Genomic DNA, 12,812 nt, shown 5'->3' with positions numbered 1-12,812 from the left:
GGCGGACCGCTCAGACCATCTTACCCAGCAGTCGCAAGTGCGGCTCCCACCCGGCGCCGGAGGCGTGCGGACGTCGTGGCTCCGGGGCCGGCGGTCCCCGGCGCCGGCAGGGGCGTCCGCCGTCACTCGTCGTCGCCGACGAACGGCGAGGCGCAGCCGGGTCCGTCCGGATTGGCCGTGCAGTCCTCCGCGACCATGAGCTTCCTGGTCCGCCAGACGCTCATCGTCAGCGGGTCGCTCGGGACGCCGGCGACCCCGGGGATCGGAGTCCACGGTCCGCCCTCGGTCGAGTACTCGCCCCGGTAGAGGGTGGTCAACCGGACCTGGAAGTCGCCGGTCTCCGTGTAGACGTGGCTGCTCGGAGTCTCGACCGCCAGGTCGTGGTCCGGCATCGGCGCTCCGGCGAAGTCGCGGCGCACCGTCTCGCCGTCCCCGTAGTCCCAGACCCACGTCGTCGGGATGGCTCGCACCCGCACGTCCTGGTCGAAGATCGTGACGCTGAACGTCTGGGTCTCCGATTCCGCGTAGAGATGCGCGTGGCCATTGCGCAGCGAGAACCCGTCCGGCTGGCTCACGACCGACGACGCGAGGATCGGGAACTCCTGGAAGCGCTCCGGCGTGACCACGGCGATGTCCTGCTCCAGGCCCACGATGGTCGGATCGGGTTCGTCGCGGCAGTAGGTTCGCGTCTCGACAACCTGGCCTTCGCGCGGACCGTTCAGCGCAAACACCCGACGCGTCGTCATGTACGAGCCGTCGGCACATGGCACCTCGCTCAAGGCGATACATGAACCCAACGCGGCCTGTTCGGCAGAGCAACCCTGAATGTACACGACTCGATACTGGAGCTTAGGGCCTACGTCAATGTGATCAGAAGTCGTCCCAGCCCATCCGGCCGACCCTGGCTTCTTCGTAGTACACCCTGTCGTCTTGGCGTGCGCGTTGCCACCGCTCAGGCCATATCCCCGGCCGCAGTTCGCGGCGGCAGCTGCCTCATGAACGCCCGCTAGCGAGATGCCGGCCGCGACCAGCACGAGGCAAACGGCGATCCTCAGGAAGCTGAATCGACAACTCACGGCTAGGAGTCTTCCGAGACATCGAACCCCACAACGGTCCAACCATCGTCGAACTCAGTCGAAATGGCGCCGAGAATGTCCTCTTCCTCCTCGGCCTCGCCGTTGAGCGTCCCATCGCTGTTGTAAATCGTCATCGGTGCGACCACCACTCCGAATGTCGCGATTCCAGTGCCCGCTTCCTCGCTGTGGGAGGTGAACACCGTCACATCGTGCTCCCCGCCAACGATCCACGCGCCCGCTTCCTTGTTCAGGTCGGCCACGTCGATGAATGCCGTGGCACACAGCTCACAGGAACGCGACGTAACGGCCTTGAGCGGAGCCGAGTCCTGAGTCTGCCCCGTGTAGTTGATGAGGTCGAAGTAGTACTCGACGAAGGCCTTGAGCCCCTCCGCCGTCTGCTCCTTGGCCTCCGCCGGCATCTCCGGAACGGGCCAGTTCTCGGCGGGGCCCGTCGAGCTCGCCGGGACGGGCGTCGGCGAAGCGCTGCTCGGTGCCGCGCTCGATGAAGGCGCTGCCGACGAGGTGGGAGCCGCCCCGGAGGAGGTCTCCGGTGCCCCGGGTTCGGCATCCCCGCCGCCAGCACACCCGGCCGCGAGCAGGGCAACGGCCAGGGGAACGGCCAGGAGGCGCGACCGCGCGATCGAACGGCTCAGCATGGGGACCTCACAGAATGTTGACACCAGAAGTAAAAACATCCTATCGCGAAATCAGGCCCGCAGCCGGTTGTCCACAACCGGCCCGGCGGGCAACACGGGAAAGGACCCCGGCATCAGCCGAGGCCCTTCCTGGTGATTCCCTTGCGCCGGGCGGCCTATCCGCCGCCGGGCAGCAGCAGCACCGACAGGATGTAGGAGACGGGAGCCGCGAAGACCACCGAATCGAGGCGGTCCATGACTCCCCCATGGCCCGGCAGGAGGTTGCTCATGTCCTTGATGCCGAGCTCGCGCTTGACCATCGACTCCGACAGGTCCCCGGCCGTCGCGGCCGCAACCGTGGCCATCGCGAGCGGCACGCCGGCCCACCAGGGCTGGTCCAGAAGGAACACCGTGGCCAGGATGCCCACGGCCACGGCCCCGGCGACGGACCCGCCGAAGCCCTCCCAGGACTTCTTGGGACTGATCTTCGGCGCCATCGGATGCTTGCCGAGGAAGGCACCCACGAGGTAGCCGAAGGTATCGTTGGCGACCACGAGCAGCAGCAACGTGGCCACCTTGTACGGCCCGTGGTCCTCGTTCAGCAGCAGCACCGCGAAGCTGATCAGGAACGGCACCCAGAGCGCGATGAACACGGAGGACATCACGGAGCGCAAGGCCCCGGGGCCGCCTTCGATGACCCGCCACAGCAGGGCGAGCACCGCCGTCCCGGCCAGGGCGAACCCCAGCCCCTCGGCCCCGGCGTAGTAGGCCGAGAACGGCATCGCCACGGATCCGACGGCCAGCGGTGCGAGCGGAACCTGGACCTTCGCGGCCGTCAGCGCCCGGCTGATCTCCCAGCATCCGATGACGCCGAATAACGAGATCGTCACCACGAACGCCAGCGGCAGGAGGAACATGCCCAGCAGGACGGCCGCCAGGAGCAGCACGCCCACAACGATCGCGGCCGGAAGGTCGCGTCCCGCCCGGGACTGCTTGCCGCCTCGCATCGAACGCCGCGTCGGGGCGGCGGGCGGTGGCCCGGCGTCCGGCGGAGGGACGTCCGGCTGCGTCGGGGTCGTCATCAGACCTCCAGCAGCTCCGCTTCCTTGCGCTTGAGCAGCTCGTCGATCGCGTCGGTGCTCTTCTTGGTCAGGGCGTCGAGTTCCTTCTCGCCGCGCGCGCCGTCGTCCTCGCCGACCTCGCCGTCCTTGACGAGCTTGTCCAGGGCGTCCTTGGCCTTGCGGCGGTGGTTGCGGATCGCGACCTTGGCGTCCTCGCCCTTGCCCTTGACGACCTTGACGTATTCCTTGCGCCGCTCCGCGGTGAGCTCGGGCAGGACCACGCGGATGACCTTGCCGTCGTTGGACGGGTTGGCGCCGATCTCCGAATCGCTCAGCGCCTTCTCGATCTCGCGCAGCGCGGAGGTGTCGTAGGGGGTGATGAGGATGGTCCGTGCGTCCGGGACGCCGAAGGAGGCGAGCTGCTGCAGCGGCGTCGGCGAACCGTAGTAGTCCACGAGGACCTTGGAGTAGAGGGCGGGGTTTGCCCGGCCGGTGCGGATCGTGGCGAAGTCTTCCTTCGCCGCCTCGACGGAACGCTCCATCTTGTCCGCGGCGTCCAGCAGGGTTTCGTCAATCACTGTCTTCTCCTTCGGGATCCGGGCCGCGAAGTCACGGTCCCCGGGGCTTGAACGGGCTCTTGGATCATCCTATGCCACCTGCTCAGACGGTGACGCGGGTTCCCATTTCCTCGCCGAGGATGGCACGCGTGACGTTGCCGTCGCCCTCCATCCCGAACACCATCATCTCGAGCCTGTTGTCCTTGCACATCGTCATCGCGGTCTGGTCCATGACCCGGATGTTCTTGATGAGCGCCTCGTCGTAGGTCAGGGTGTCCAGCTTGACGGCGGACGGGTCCTTCTTCGGATCGGCGGTGTAGATGCCGTCGACGCCGCTCTTGGCCATGAGGACGACGTCGGCGCGCACCTCGAGCGCGCGCTGTGCGGCGACCGTGTCGGTGGAGAAGTAGGGAAGGCCGGCGCCGGCGCCGAAGATGACGACGCGGTCCTTCTCGAGGTGGCGGATGGCGCGGCGCGGAATGTAGGCCTCGGCGACCTGGGCCATGGAGATCGCCGACTGGACGCGGGTCTCGACGCCTGCCTGCTCGAGGAAGTCCTGCAGCGCGAGGCAGTTCATGACGGTTCCCAGCATGCCCATGTAGTCGGCACGCGAGCGGTCCATGCCGGACTGGCTCAGCTCGGCGCCGCGGAAGAAGTTGCCTCCGCCGACGACGATCGCGGTCTCGACCTGGCCGACGGTCTCGGCGATCTGGCGCGCGATGCCGCGCACGGTCTCGGGATCCACGCCGAGCTTGCCGCCGCCGAACACCTCGCCGGAGAGCTTCAGCAACACGCGCCGACGCTGCGGGGCGGTCTCCTCGGCCGTGAGCGGTGCTGCCTGTTCCTGCGTGGCTTCCATGGTGCCTCCTGTCGCGGACCCGGGATCCGCCGTCGTCTTCGCTGCTGGGTGGTCTGTGGTGGGCGGCCCGCCGGAAGGGGCGGGACGGCAGGGAAAAGGGGTGGCCACCGTGTGGTGGCCACCCCCTTTGCTGCCTTGCGCGGCGGGCGGTATCCGGCCGCCTTGGTCCTGCTAGGAGCCTACGCGGAAACGCGCGAAGCCGGTAGCGGCAACGCCGGCCTCGTCGAGGACCTTGCCGACGGTCTTCTTGGCGTCCTTGGCGAACGCCTGGTCCACGAGGACGATCTCCTTGAAGAAGCCGGTCAGGCGTCCTTCGACGATCTTCGTCAGCGCGGCCTCGGGCTTGCCCTCGGCGCGGGCCGTCTCGTCGGCGATGCGGCGCTCGTTCTCGACGGTCTCGGCCGGGACTTCGTCGCGGGAGACGTACGTCGGAGCCATCGCGGCGGTGTGCACGGCGACATCGTGGGCGACGGTCTGGGCGGCCTCGCCGGAACCGTCGACGGACAGGAGCACGCCGACCTGGGCCGGGAGGTCCTTGGACGTCTTGTGCAGGTAGGCGTCGACCGTGGCGCCCTCGACGCGGGCCAGACGGCGCACGACGACCTTCTCGCCGAGCACGGCGCCCTCTTCGACGACATAGTCGCCCAGGGTCTTGCCGTCGACGTCGGCGGCCAGGAGGGTCTCCAGGTCGGCGGCGCCGGAAGCGACGGCGACCTCGAGGACCTTGTTGGCCAGGGCGATGAACTTCTCGTTCTTGGCGACGAAGTCGGTCTCGCAGTTGACCTCGACCATGTAGCCGACGGTGCCGTCGACGACCGTCGCGGCCACGAGGCCCTCGGCGGTGGAGCGGCCCTCGCGCTTGGTGGCGCCCTTGAGGCCCTTGATGCGGATGATCTCGACGGCCTTGTCGGCGTCGCCGTTGGCCTCGTCGAGGGCCTTCTTGACGTCCATCATGCCGGCGCCGGTGCGTTCGCGCAGGGCCTTGATGTCAGCGGCGGTGTAGTTGGCCATGTGCAACCCCATTCTGTGTGGTTCGTTGATGTTCCAGGCGCGGCGGAATGGTCCGCACCCGGTTGACCCGGGCCGGCGGGCTCACGCCCGCCGGCTCGAAACTCGGATGGTTACTTGGCGTCCTCGGCCGGGGCCTCGGCGGCGGGGGCCTCCGTGGCCGGCACCTCGGCGGCGGGGGCCTCGGCGGCCGGAGCCTCCTCGGCGTTGCCCTCGAGCAGCTCGCGCTCCCACTCGGCCAGCGGCTCGGCCGCGGCCTCGGTGTTGCCGGCGGCCTTGTTGTTGCGGGCGATGAGGCCCTCGGCAACGGCGTCGGCGATCACGCGGGTGAGCAGGTTGACGGAGCGGATGGCGTCGTCGTTGCCCGGGATCGGGAAGTCGACCTCATCCGGGTCGCAGTTGGTGTCGAGGATGGCCACCACGGGGATGCCCAGCTTCTTGGCCTCGTCGACCGCCAGGTGCTCCTTCTTGGTGTCCACGATCCAGATGGCGGACGGGGTCTTGGTGAGGTTGCGGATGCCGCCCAGGTTGGCCTGCAGCTTGGTGAGCTCGCGCTTGAGCAGCAGCAGTTCCTTCTTGGTGTGGCCCGAGCCGGCGACGTCGTCGAAGTTGATCTCTTCGAGTTCCTTCATCCGCTGCACGCGCTTGGCGACGGTGGAGAAGTTGGTCAGCATGCCGCCGAGCCAGCGGTGGTTGATGTACGGCTGGTTGACGCGCGTGGCCTGCTCGGCGATGGCCTCCTGGGCCTGCTTCTTGGTGCCGACGAAGAGCACGGTGCCGCCGTGGGCGACGGTGGCCTTGACGAACTCGTAGGCGCGGTCGATGTAGGACAGCGACTGCTGGAGGTCGATGATGTAGATGCCGTTGCGCTCGGTGAAGATGAAGCGCTTCATCTTCGGGTTCCAGCGGCGGGTCTGGTGACCGAAGTGGACTCCGCTGTCGAGCAGCTGGCGCATGGTAACGACGGGCATGTCGTCACTCCTTCCGGCAGTGGCGGACCAGCCCGTGGGGCTGCGGTAACTGCCTGTTGTTTATCGGTTGTCGGCCTCCGCCCCTGGTGGACGGCGCCCCTGGCATCGGCCCCGGTGTCCCGGCCCCGCCGCCCCACCGGTATTCCGGACCGAAGGCGGCGCGGTCCACACCCGTTCCCGAGGGTTCCGGTGGTGGATGCGCGATGCGCGAAGTCAGTTCCGCGGCCGGGATCCGGACAGGGATCATCGACGCACAAAACTGCACCCCCAAGTGTACTACAGCGCCGCCGCGGCCCGGACCGCGTCCCGGCGCCGCCCGGGGCCCACCCCACAGCCTGTCCCGGCCGCGCGGATCCGCCCTCCACAAGCGCCGCGGTCGGGCAGGGATCCACAGGAGTACGACGCCGGACGGGCACCCGGGCGGCGGCCGTCCAGACTGGTTCGGAAGGCGCCGGGAGCCGGCGGACCACAACGGAAGCGGCAGAGCGGAACAGGAGGGCGGCATGCGCGTCGTCGAGCACCGGCAGGCGGTTCCGCCGGGCGGGAACAGCCGCCCGCCCGGCCCCTGGCGGACCGGGCATCGCGGCAACAGGATGCCGGGTGCGGGGCGCCGGGCCCCAGCGGTCCTCCTCGCCGCGGCCCTCGCCCTCCTCGGTACCGCCTCGGCCGCGGCCCCCTCGGAGCCGACGGCCGCGCCGACGGGTTCCTGGGCCTGGCCGGTCGGCGGGCCCGCCGGTCCCCGCGTCCTCGAGGGCTTCGATCCGCCGCCGAAGGACTGGATGGCAGGGCACCGCGGCGCCGACCTGGCCTCGTCGCCGGGAACGCCCGTCGTGTCCCCGGCCGCAGGCAGGGTGGCGTTCGCCGGCATCGTGGTCGACCGGCCCGTCGTCACGGTCGACCACGGCAACGGACTCGTCACGAGCCTTGAACCGGTGGAGACGGAACTCGAGGTCGGAGCCGTGCTCGCCCGGGGACAACCGCTCGGCGCGGTCGGATCCGGCGGCCACTGCGGCAGCAGCTGCGTCCACTGGGGACTGCGGCTGGACGGAGAGTACATCGACCCGCTAGACACGGTCGGCGACCGGAGGCCGTCCGTCCTGCTCCCCCTCCCGCCGGGAGGGCGGTGAGCCGCGCAGGACCATGGCGGCTGCGGACGAGCGACCGGGACGGCCCCGGCCGGCGGCGCACCGGAAGGTCCGAGACCCGGGGCTTGATCGGACGGGAGGCCGGGAGGGGCCGGCGACCGGTGGGCGTCAGCGGCGGATCAGGACCGAGACGTAGGCGTCGAGCATGAGCCGGGTCTGCCGCGACTGCAGGACCGCTTCGGGGTCGATGCCCTCGACGCGGCCGAGGCGGCCGTCCTTCAGCGCGGCGACCGAGGACCGCAACGCGGTGGCGAGCGGCTCGACATCGTCGGCGTGCTGCCCGGACGGCACCTGGACGAACGAGCCCGGCGGCAGGTCCTCGGCGATCCGGGCGTCGCTGAGGATCGTGGGCGTGCCGAGGGCCGCCGCCTCGAAGACGGTCATGCCCTGCGTCTCGAAGCCGAGCGAGGTCTGCACCAGCGCATCGGCGGCCCGCAGCTCCCCCAGCATGGCCGCGTAGGGGACGGTGCCCCGGAAGACGACGTCCGGCGTCGTCAGCCCCCGCACCGCGGCCTCGGCGCGCGCCCTCTCGGCCCCGTCGCCGAAGACGTGGACCTCGGCGTCGATGCCGGAGCGCCGCACGGCATCGAGGAACGGGAGCAACCGCTTCTCGGGGCTGAAGCGGCCGATCCACACGAGGCGCGGGCGGCCCGATCGCTGCGGCCGCGGGACGGCGAGCAGTTCGGCGGCGAGGTCGTCGTCGAAGCCGTTGGGGACCACGCGGACGGAGTCGAACACTCCGCGTTCCTCGAGGAGGCGGGCGAAGTGGCTGGACGGGGCCGTGACCACGGCAGCCCGTTCGGTCATGACCCGCAGATAGCCCCAGGCGTCCCTGGCCGGCGGCGTCGGCCCGGGCAGCATCGCCCGCATCGCCGGGCCCATGGCCCGCTCGACGACGTCGGGGAACGGGACCGTGGCGCGCAGGCCCACGTCCAGGCGGTTGTGCATGGTGTGGACGACGGGCAGGCGGTGCCGGTGGGCGAAGCGGTATCCGGTCGCGGCCTGCCAGAAGTCGGCCTGGACGTGGACGACGTCGACCGGGGCGCTGCCGGCCAGCGCCTCGTCGAGCACGCGACCGGCCCGGCGGCCCGGAAGGCTCACCGAGTACTCGCTGCCGCGCACGCCGAAGCCCGGCAGCTCGATGACGGCGGCGCCCTCGGGTTGGCCGTGCCGCGCCGGCGGAGCGACGACGCTGACCTGGTGGCCCAGCCGCTCGAGGTACTTGCGCTGCAGGCGGACGGAGGTCTGCATGCCGCCGAGGGACTGCGGATGCTGGTCCACGAACATGGCGATGTGCAGCGGCCGGTCCATGCGGCACCTCCCTACGGATTGCTGTCGTGCCCCGAAGGGCGGTCCCGGTACACCGGAACCGCCCGTGGTAGGGCGGGTGGGGCTTGAACCCACGACCCAGGGATTATGAGTCCCTTGCTCTAACCAACTGAGCTACCGCCCCTCGGCCGCGGCACCGCGGAGCGCCGGGCAGCACCAACCATCCTAGTGGACGGCCGGAGGGCTTCATGCGCCGAGGACGTCCTGCGCCGTGGCGCCACGGTAGAGCGCCTCGAAGGTGTTCATCGTCTTCTCCGCACTGTGGAACACGGCCTTCCGGTGGCCGGCCTCCCCCATCGCCGCGCGTTCCTCATCCGAGGCGGCCAGGACGCGGTCGATCTTCCCGGCCAGGTCCTCCGCGTCCCCCGGGGTGAAGAGGTAGCCGTTCCCGCCGTCGTCCACCAGATGCGGGAGGGCCATGGCGTCCGCCAGCACCACGGGACGGGACGCGGACAGCGCCTCCAGCGTCACGAGCGACTGCAGCTCGGCGGTTCCCGGCTGGCAGAACACGTCGGCCCGCAGGTAGGCGCGGCGCAGTTCGTCGTCGTCCACGTGGCCGCGAAACGCCACGCGGTCCGCGATGCCGAGCTCCGCGGCCCGCCGCTCGAGGTTGGCGCGCTGCTCTCCGCCGCCGATGACCTCGAGGTGAGGAGCGGGCTCGGTCTTCATCCGCGTCAGCGACTCGAGCAGGACGTCGACGTTCTTCTCCACCGCCAGGCGTCCCACGAACAACACCAGGGGCCAGGGGTCCTTCACGACCTCCTCCCCCGGCGCCAGCTCGTAGTGGCTCGAATCGATGCCGTTGGACAGCGGCAGCACCTCGTCGAGGCGGGCGTGGAGCTTCATCGCACGGGCCGCCAGCGGCGTCGGCGTCGTGACGACGTCGGCCCGACCCATGATCTTGCCCATGTCCCGCCACGAATTGCGGGCCACGATGCGCTTGAACCACCGCGGGAACGGCAGGAACGGGTCGAGGTTCTCCGGCATGAAGTGGTTCGTCGCGATGGTCCGGATCCCGCGCTTCACCGCCTGGTTCACCGCCGCCTGGCCCACCATGTAGTGGCACTGGACGTGGACGGCGTCGGGCCGCACGTCGTCGATGATGCGCGCCAGGTCCCGGGCCGCATCCCACGGGAAGACGATCCTGTAGCTCGGGTGCGTCGGGACGGCGTGCGAGGCCAGCCGGTGCACGGTCGCCTCCGGACGCTGCTCGACGTAGCCCGGGCCCTTCGAGGCGCGGGCCGCCACGACATGCACTTCGTGGCCGCGCGCCGCCATCGCCGTGGCGAGCCGGTGGCAGAAGACCGACGCCCCGTTGACGTCCGGCGGATACGTGTCCGCGGCGATGAGGATCTTCAGTGGCTTGTCACCGGTCACGGTGGCGGGCTCCTTGCGTCGTTCGGGGGAAGCGGCTGGCGGGACGTGCGGCCCGTGGGACGGGCACCGGCTAGGCGTCGGGATGCTTCCGACGCGCCTCGGCCTGGCGTTGCAGGACGTCCGGGTGGTGCCGGGAAAGGGCAACGACCCCCACGATAGCAACGATGGCGGCCCCGGCCATGGAGATCGCCGTGACCGGATGCACGTCGGGGCGCAGCTCGCCGAGGATCCAGATCCCGATCGCGATCCCCACGATCGGGTCGATCACGGTGAGACCGGCGATCACGAGGTCCGGCGGGCCGCTCGAGTAGGCGTTCTGCACGAAGTACGTCCCGAGCAGTCCGGCCGCGGCCACGGACAGCACCACATACCAGGAGACGTTGGCGAGGAAGAGCCCGTTCGGGTCCATGAGCGCGATCGCGATGGTCCGGACCAGGACGGCCACGAAGCCGAACAGCACGCCCGCGCCGACGATGTAGAAGAAGGCGTTGAGCCGGTGCCGGAAGACGGAAGCGAGTCCTCCGAACGCGGCCACGACCAGCACGAGCAGCAGCACCGTGGTCAGTTCCTGCTCCCGCGTGACGCTGTGGTTCTCGGCCGTCGCATTGATGGCCATGAGGACGAATCCGATGCTGCCGACCATGCATGCCGTGATGGCCAGGACGGTCGGGCGGTTGATCCGGATGCCGAGCTCTCGGGAGTTCACGATCGTGGTGATCACGAGCGCGATCGCCCCGATGGGCTGCACGACCGTGAGCGGCGCCGTCGCCAGCGCGTAGACGTTGAGCGACATGCCGATGACCATCAGGAGCAGGCCGAAGACCCAGCGGGGGTTGGCCAGCAGGCGGACCATGCCACGCGAGGTGACGCTCAGTCCGCCCGTGCTGGCCCGCACCGCACCGCCTTGGCGCTGCGTGCCGAAGGCCAGGAAGAAGGCCGCCGCGATCGCGCAGCAGACGGCTACCCAGACCATGCGGTCCCGGAACGTCGTGCCCTGGCCTTCTGGTGGGCCTTGACGAAGTAGCCGGCCGCGGCGGCGATGTGCAGTGCGCAGGCGATGGCGAGCAGCACGGTCGCCGTCGGACCGATGGCGCTCTCCTCCAGGCCGGGGACGCGGCCCAGCAGCAACAGGGGCGCGCCGACGAGCATCAGGGCCGTGCGGGTCTTGCCCAGTCGCGAGACGCGCAGGCCCGGACTGCCGCCGAAGAGCAGGAGCGAGTTGACGATCAGGATGACGTCCGGCACGACGATGGAATAGACGAGCCACGCCGGGGCGATTCCCGTGACGACGAACGTGGCCGCCACCGTGATCAGCGCCAGGCGGTCCGCGAGGGGGTCGAGCCACATCCCGACGGTGGAGACCTGGTTCAGGCGCCGCGCGAGGTATCCGTCGATCCAATCGGTGCTGCCGAGGACCACGAGGACGACCGTCGCGGCCAGGTACTGCCCGGTGGCGCCGAGCCAGACGAACGCCGGGACCAGGAGGAACCGGCCGACGGTGATGACATTGGGTACGGTCCAGAACGAATCGAGGACGCGGTACTCGATGTCGTCGCGGTGGCCGGCGCCGAAGATCCGCAACGTGGCTCCCCCTTTCTTGTGCTCGGTGGCGGCGCGGCGCCCGGGGCCTACCCCTTGGTCAGGCGCCTGAGGAACACGGCGAGGGCGATGAGGGAGGCGCCCATCACCGCGAGGGGCTGCCACCGTTCGCGCACGAGGCGCGCGGCGTCGTCGCCCACTGCCGACCCGGCGTCGGACACGGTCTGCGAGGCCCGCTCGGCACCGCGGGAGGCGAAGCCCATGAGGCGCTCGACGCCGTGCCCGGCCCGGGTCTTGACGTCGACCTTGGGGCCGATCTCGTCGCGCAGGCGGGCGAGGTGGTCGCGGCGCTCGGCCGAGCGGCGCAGCAGCTCGTCGTAGGGGACGGGCTCCGGCTTGGGCTTCTTCTCCTTGGCGTCTTCCCCGGAGGAGTCCTCCTCCTTCTCGGGCTTGGGCTCGTCGAGGACGGAGGGGTCGAAGGCCGATCCCTCGGCGATCACGCCGAGATCGTGCTTGAACCCTCGGATCGCGTCCTCCGGGACGAGCGGCATGGCCTTCTTCACGCGCCCGAAGCCGATGAGGCCGAGGAGTCCGCCGAGGACCAGGAAGAACGCGGCCACGAGCAGCGCGGCGAGCCACGGCTCGACGACGAGGCCGAGCGCCAGGATCCCCGCCACCAGCAGTGCCACGACGACGAACGCCACGAACACGAGCGCGACGACGGCCAGGGCCGCGGCGATGCCGACGTGGATCCCCTTGGACTTCATTTGGGCGACGGCGAGCTGGATCTCGTCGTTCAACTGCTTGGGTGCCAACCGGCCCGCGTCCTTGAGCAGTCCGATGAGCGATGCCGACTGGCCGTTGGAGGTGCTTCCTGCCATGGTCCGCTTCCATCCTCTCCCGGCCACCCTGGGCCGATCCACACCAAAGCTACCACTGCGTCACGTGGGATCGGCTCAGCCTCCGGGCGTACGACCCCGGGATGAGGCGGGCCGCCACGTCGCGGCCCGGGGACGGGAAAACCCCCGCCTCGAGGACCAAGGCGGGGGTTTTCGGGAACGCTCCCCCGACTGGACTCGAACCAGTAACCCTTCGATTAACAGTCGAATGCTCTGCCAATTGAGCTACGGGGGAATGAAGCGAACAAAACTCTAGCAGGCTCCCGCGCACCAGTGCCAATCCGTGCCGCGGCGGGGGGGGGGGGGGAAAAGGGGGGGGCAGGGCCCGCGCCCGGACACCCCTAACCACCCCAACA

The 12,812-nt window shown here is 70.0% G+C and carries 13 protein-coding genes and 2 tRNA genes; 1 reads left to right on the top strand and 14 read right to left on the bottom strand.

Features of this window, described 5'->3' with window-relative positions:
- Positions 1-122: 122 nt before the first annotated feature.
- From ACQ3I4_RS01580 to rpsB, 7 genes are all read right to left on the bottom strand, one after another.
- On the bottom strand, positions 123-731 hold the full coding sequence (locus tag ACQ3I4_RS01580) for a hypothetical protein (protein ID WP_430632676.1): 609 nt from the start codon (positions 729-731) through the stop codon (positions 123-125).
- A gap of 347 nt (positions 732-1,078) precedes the next feature.
- A complete protein-coding gene (locus tag ACQ3I4_RS01575; RefSeq protein ID WP_430632675.1) occupies positions 1,079-1,732 on the bottom strand; it encodes a DUF6318 family protein in 654 nt (217 codons plus the stop codon).
- Between the two features lie 155 nt (positions 1,733-1,887).
- Positions 1,888-2,793, bottom strand: coding sequence for a phosphatidate cytidylyltransferase (locus ACQ3I4_RS01570; RefSeq protein WP_430632674.1), 906 nt, complete (start codon positions 2,791-2,793; stop codon positions 1,888-1,890).
- Positions 2,793-3,350: a ribosome recycling factor gene (gene frr, locus ACQ3I4_RS01565; RefSeq protein ID WP_329859928.1), complete on the bottom strand. Its 558-nt coding sequence runs from the start codon at positions 3,348-3,350 to the stop codon at positions 2,793-2,795. Before frr ends, ACQ3I4_RS01570 begins: the two co-directional genes overlap by 1 nt.
- Before the next feature lie 82 nt (positions 3,351-3,432).
- Complete coding sequence (gene pyrH / locus ACQ3I4_RS01560) at positions 3,433-4,188, bottom strand: UMP kinase (RefSeq protein ID WP_329859927.1); 756 nt, start codon at positions 4,186-4,188, stop codon at positions 3,433-3,435.
- A 171-nt stretch (positions 4,189-4,359) separates the two neighbouring features.
- Positions 4,360-5,199 carry a translation elongation factor Ts gene (gene tsf, locus ACQ3I4_RS01555; RefSeq protein ID WP_329859926.1) on the bottom strand — a complete coding sequence of 280 codons (840 nt, stop codon included), beginning with the start codon at positions 5,197-5,199 and terminating at the stop codon, positions 4,360-4,362.
- Between the two features lie 110 nt (positions 5,200-5,309).
- Positions 5,310-6,167, bottom strand: coding sequence for a 30S ribosomal protein S2 (rpsB, locus tag ACQ3I4_RS01550; protein WP_430632673.1), 858 nt, complete (start codon positions 6,165-6,167; stop codon positions 5,310-5,312).
- Positions 6,168-6,670: 503 nt separating this feature from the next.
- Between rpsB and ACQ3I4_RS01545 the strand changes: the two genes are divergently transcribed.
- Positions 6,671-7,294 carry a murein hydrolase activator EnvC family protein gene (locus tag ACQ3I4_RS01545; RefSeq protein WP_430632672.1) on the top strand — a complete coding sequence of 208 codons (624 nt, stop codon included), beginning with the start codon at positions 6,671-6,673 and terminating at the stop codon, positions 7,292-7,294.
- Positions 7,295-7,420: 126 nt separating this feature from the next.
- On the opposite strand, the gene ACQ3I4_RS01540 is transcribed toward ACQ3I4_RS01545, so the two are convergent.
- The 7 genes from ACQ3I4_RS01540 to ACQ3I4_RS01510 form a co-directional block, all read right to left on the bottom strand.
- Positions 7,421-8,623: a glycosyltransferase gene (locus ACQ3I4_RS01540; protein ID WP_430632671.1), complete on the bottom strand. Its 1,203-nt coding sequence runs from the start codon at positions 8,621-8,623 to the stop codon at positions 7,421-7,423.
- A 65-nt stretch (positions 8,624-8,688) separates the two neighbouring features.
- A tRNA-Ile gene (locus tag ACQ3I4_RS01535) sits at positions 8,689-8,765 on the bottom strand.
- A gap of 62 nt (positions 8,766-8,827) precedes the next feature.
- Complete coding sequence (locus ACQ3I4_RS01530; RefSeq protein WP_430632670.1) at positions 8,828-10,018, bottom strand: glycosyltransferase; 1,191 nt, start codon at positions 10,016-10,018, stop codon at positions 8,828-8,830.
- Positions 10,019-10,088: 70 nt separating this feature from the next.
- Positions 10,089-10,991, bottom strand: coding sequence for a DMT family transporter (locus tag ACQ3I4_RS01525; protein ID WP_329859920.1), 903 nt, complete (start codon positions 10,989-10,991; stop codon positions 10,089-10,091).
- Entirely contained in the window at positions 10,979-11,599 is a 621-nt protein-coding gene (locus tag ACQ3I4_RS01520) for a CDP-alcohol phosphatidyltransferase family protein (RefSeq protein ID WP_329859918.1), read from the bottom strand. Before ACQ3I4_RS01520 ends, ACQ3I4_RS01525 begins: the two co-directional genes overlap by 13 nt.
- A 47-nt stretch (positions 11,600-11,646) precedes the next feature.
- Positions 11,647-12,438, bottom strand: coding sequence for a phage holin family protein (locus ACQ3I4_RS01515; RefSeq protein WP_329859916.1), 792 nt, complete (start codon positions 12,436-12,438; stop codon positions 11,647-11,649).
- A gap of 180 nt (positions 12,439-12,618) precedes the next feature.
- Positions 12,619-12,691: transfer RNA gene (locus ACQ3I4_RS01510), tRNA-Asn, on the bottom strand.
- Between the last annotated feature and the right edge of the window lie 121 nt (positions 12,692-12,812).

It is taken from the genome of Zafaria sp. Z1313, assembly GCF_050563205.1.
Classification (GTDB): domain Bacteria; phylum Actinomycetota; class Actinomycetes; order Actinomycetales; family Micrococcaceae; genus JAZDCJ01.
Note: the sequence above shows the minus strand (reverse complement) of the source record. Positions and strands in the feature narration are given on the sequence as shown.

Bases quoted from the DNA above. Each gene is read 5' to 3' on its own strand.
- ACQ3I4_RS01525 (WP_329859920.1), bottom strand. From the start codon at position 10,991: ATGGTCTGGGTAGCCGTCTGCTGCGCGATCGCGGCGGCCTTCTTCCTG.
- ACQ3I4_RS01570 (WP_430632674.1), bottom strand. From the start codon at position 2,793: ATGACGACCCCGACGCAGCCGGACGTCCCTCCGCCGGACGCCGGGCCA.
- tsf (WP_329859926.1), bottom strand. From the start codon at position 5,199: ATGGCCAACTACACCGCCGCTGACATCAAGGCCCTGCGCGAACGCACC.
- pyrH (WP_329859927.1), bottom strand. From the start codon at position 4,188: ATGGAAGCCACGCAGGAACAGGCAGCACCGCTCACGGCCGAGGAGACC.
- ACQ3I4_RS01575 (WP_430632675.1), bottom strand. From the start codon at position 1,732: ATGCTGAGCCGTTCGATCGCGCGGTCGCGCCTCCTGGCCGTTCCCCTG.
- rpsB (WP_430632673.1), bottom strand. From the start codon at position 6,167: ATGCCCGTCGTTACCATGCGCCAGCTGCTCGACAGCGGAGTCCACTTC.
- ACQ3I4_RS01540 (WP_430632671.1), bottom strand. From the start codon at position 8,623: ATGGACCGGCCGCTGCACATCGCCATGTTCGTGGACCAGCATCCGCAG.
- ACQ3I4_RS01545 (WP_430632672.1), top strand. From the start codon at position 6,671: ATGCGCGTCGTCGAGCACCGGCAGGCGGTTCCGCCGGGCGGGAACAGC.
- ACQ3I4_RS01515 (WP_329859916.1), bottom strand. From the start codon at position 12,438: ATGGCAGGAAGCACCTCCAACGGCCAGTCGGCATCGCTCATCGGACTG.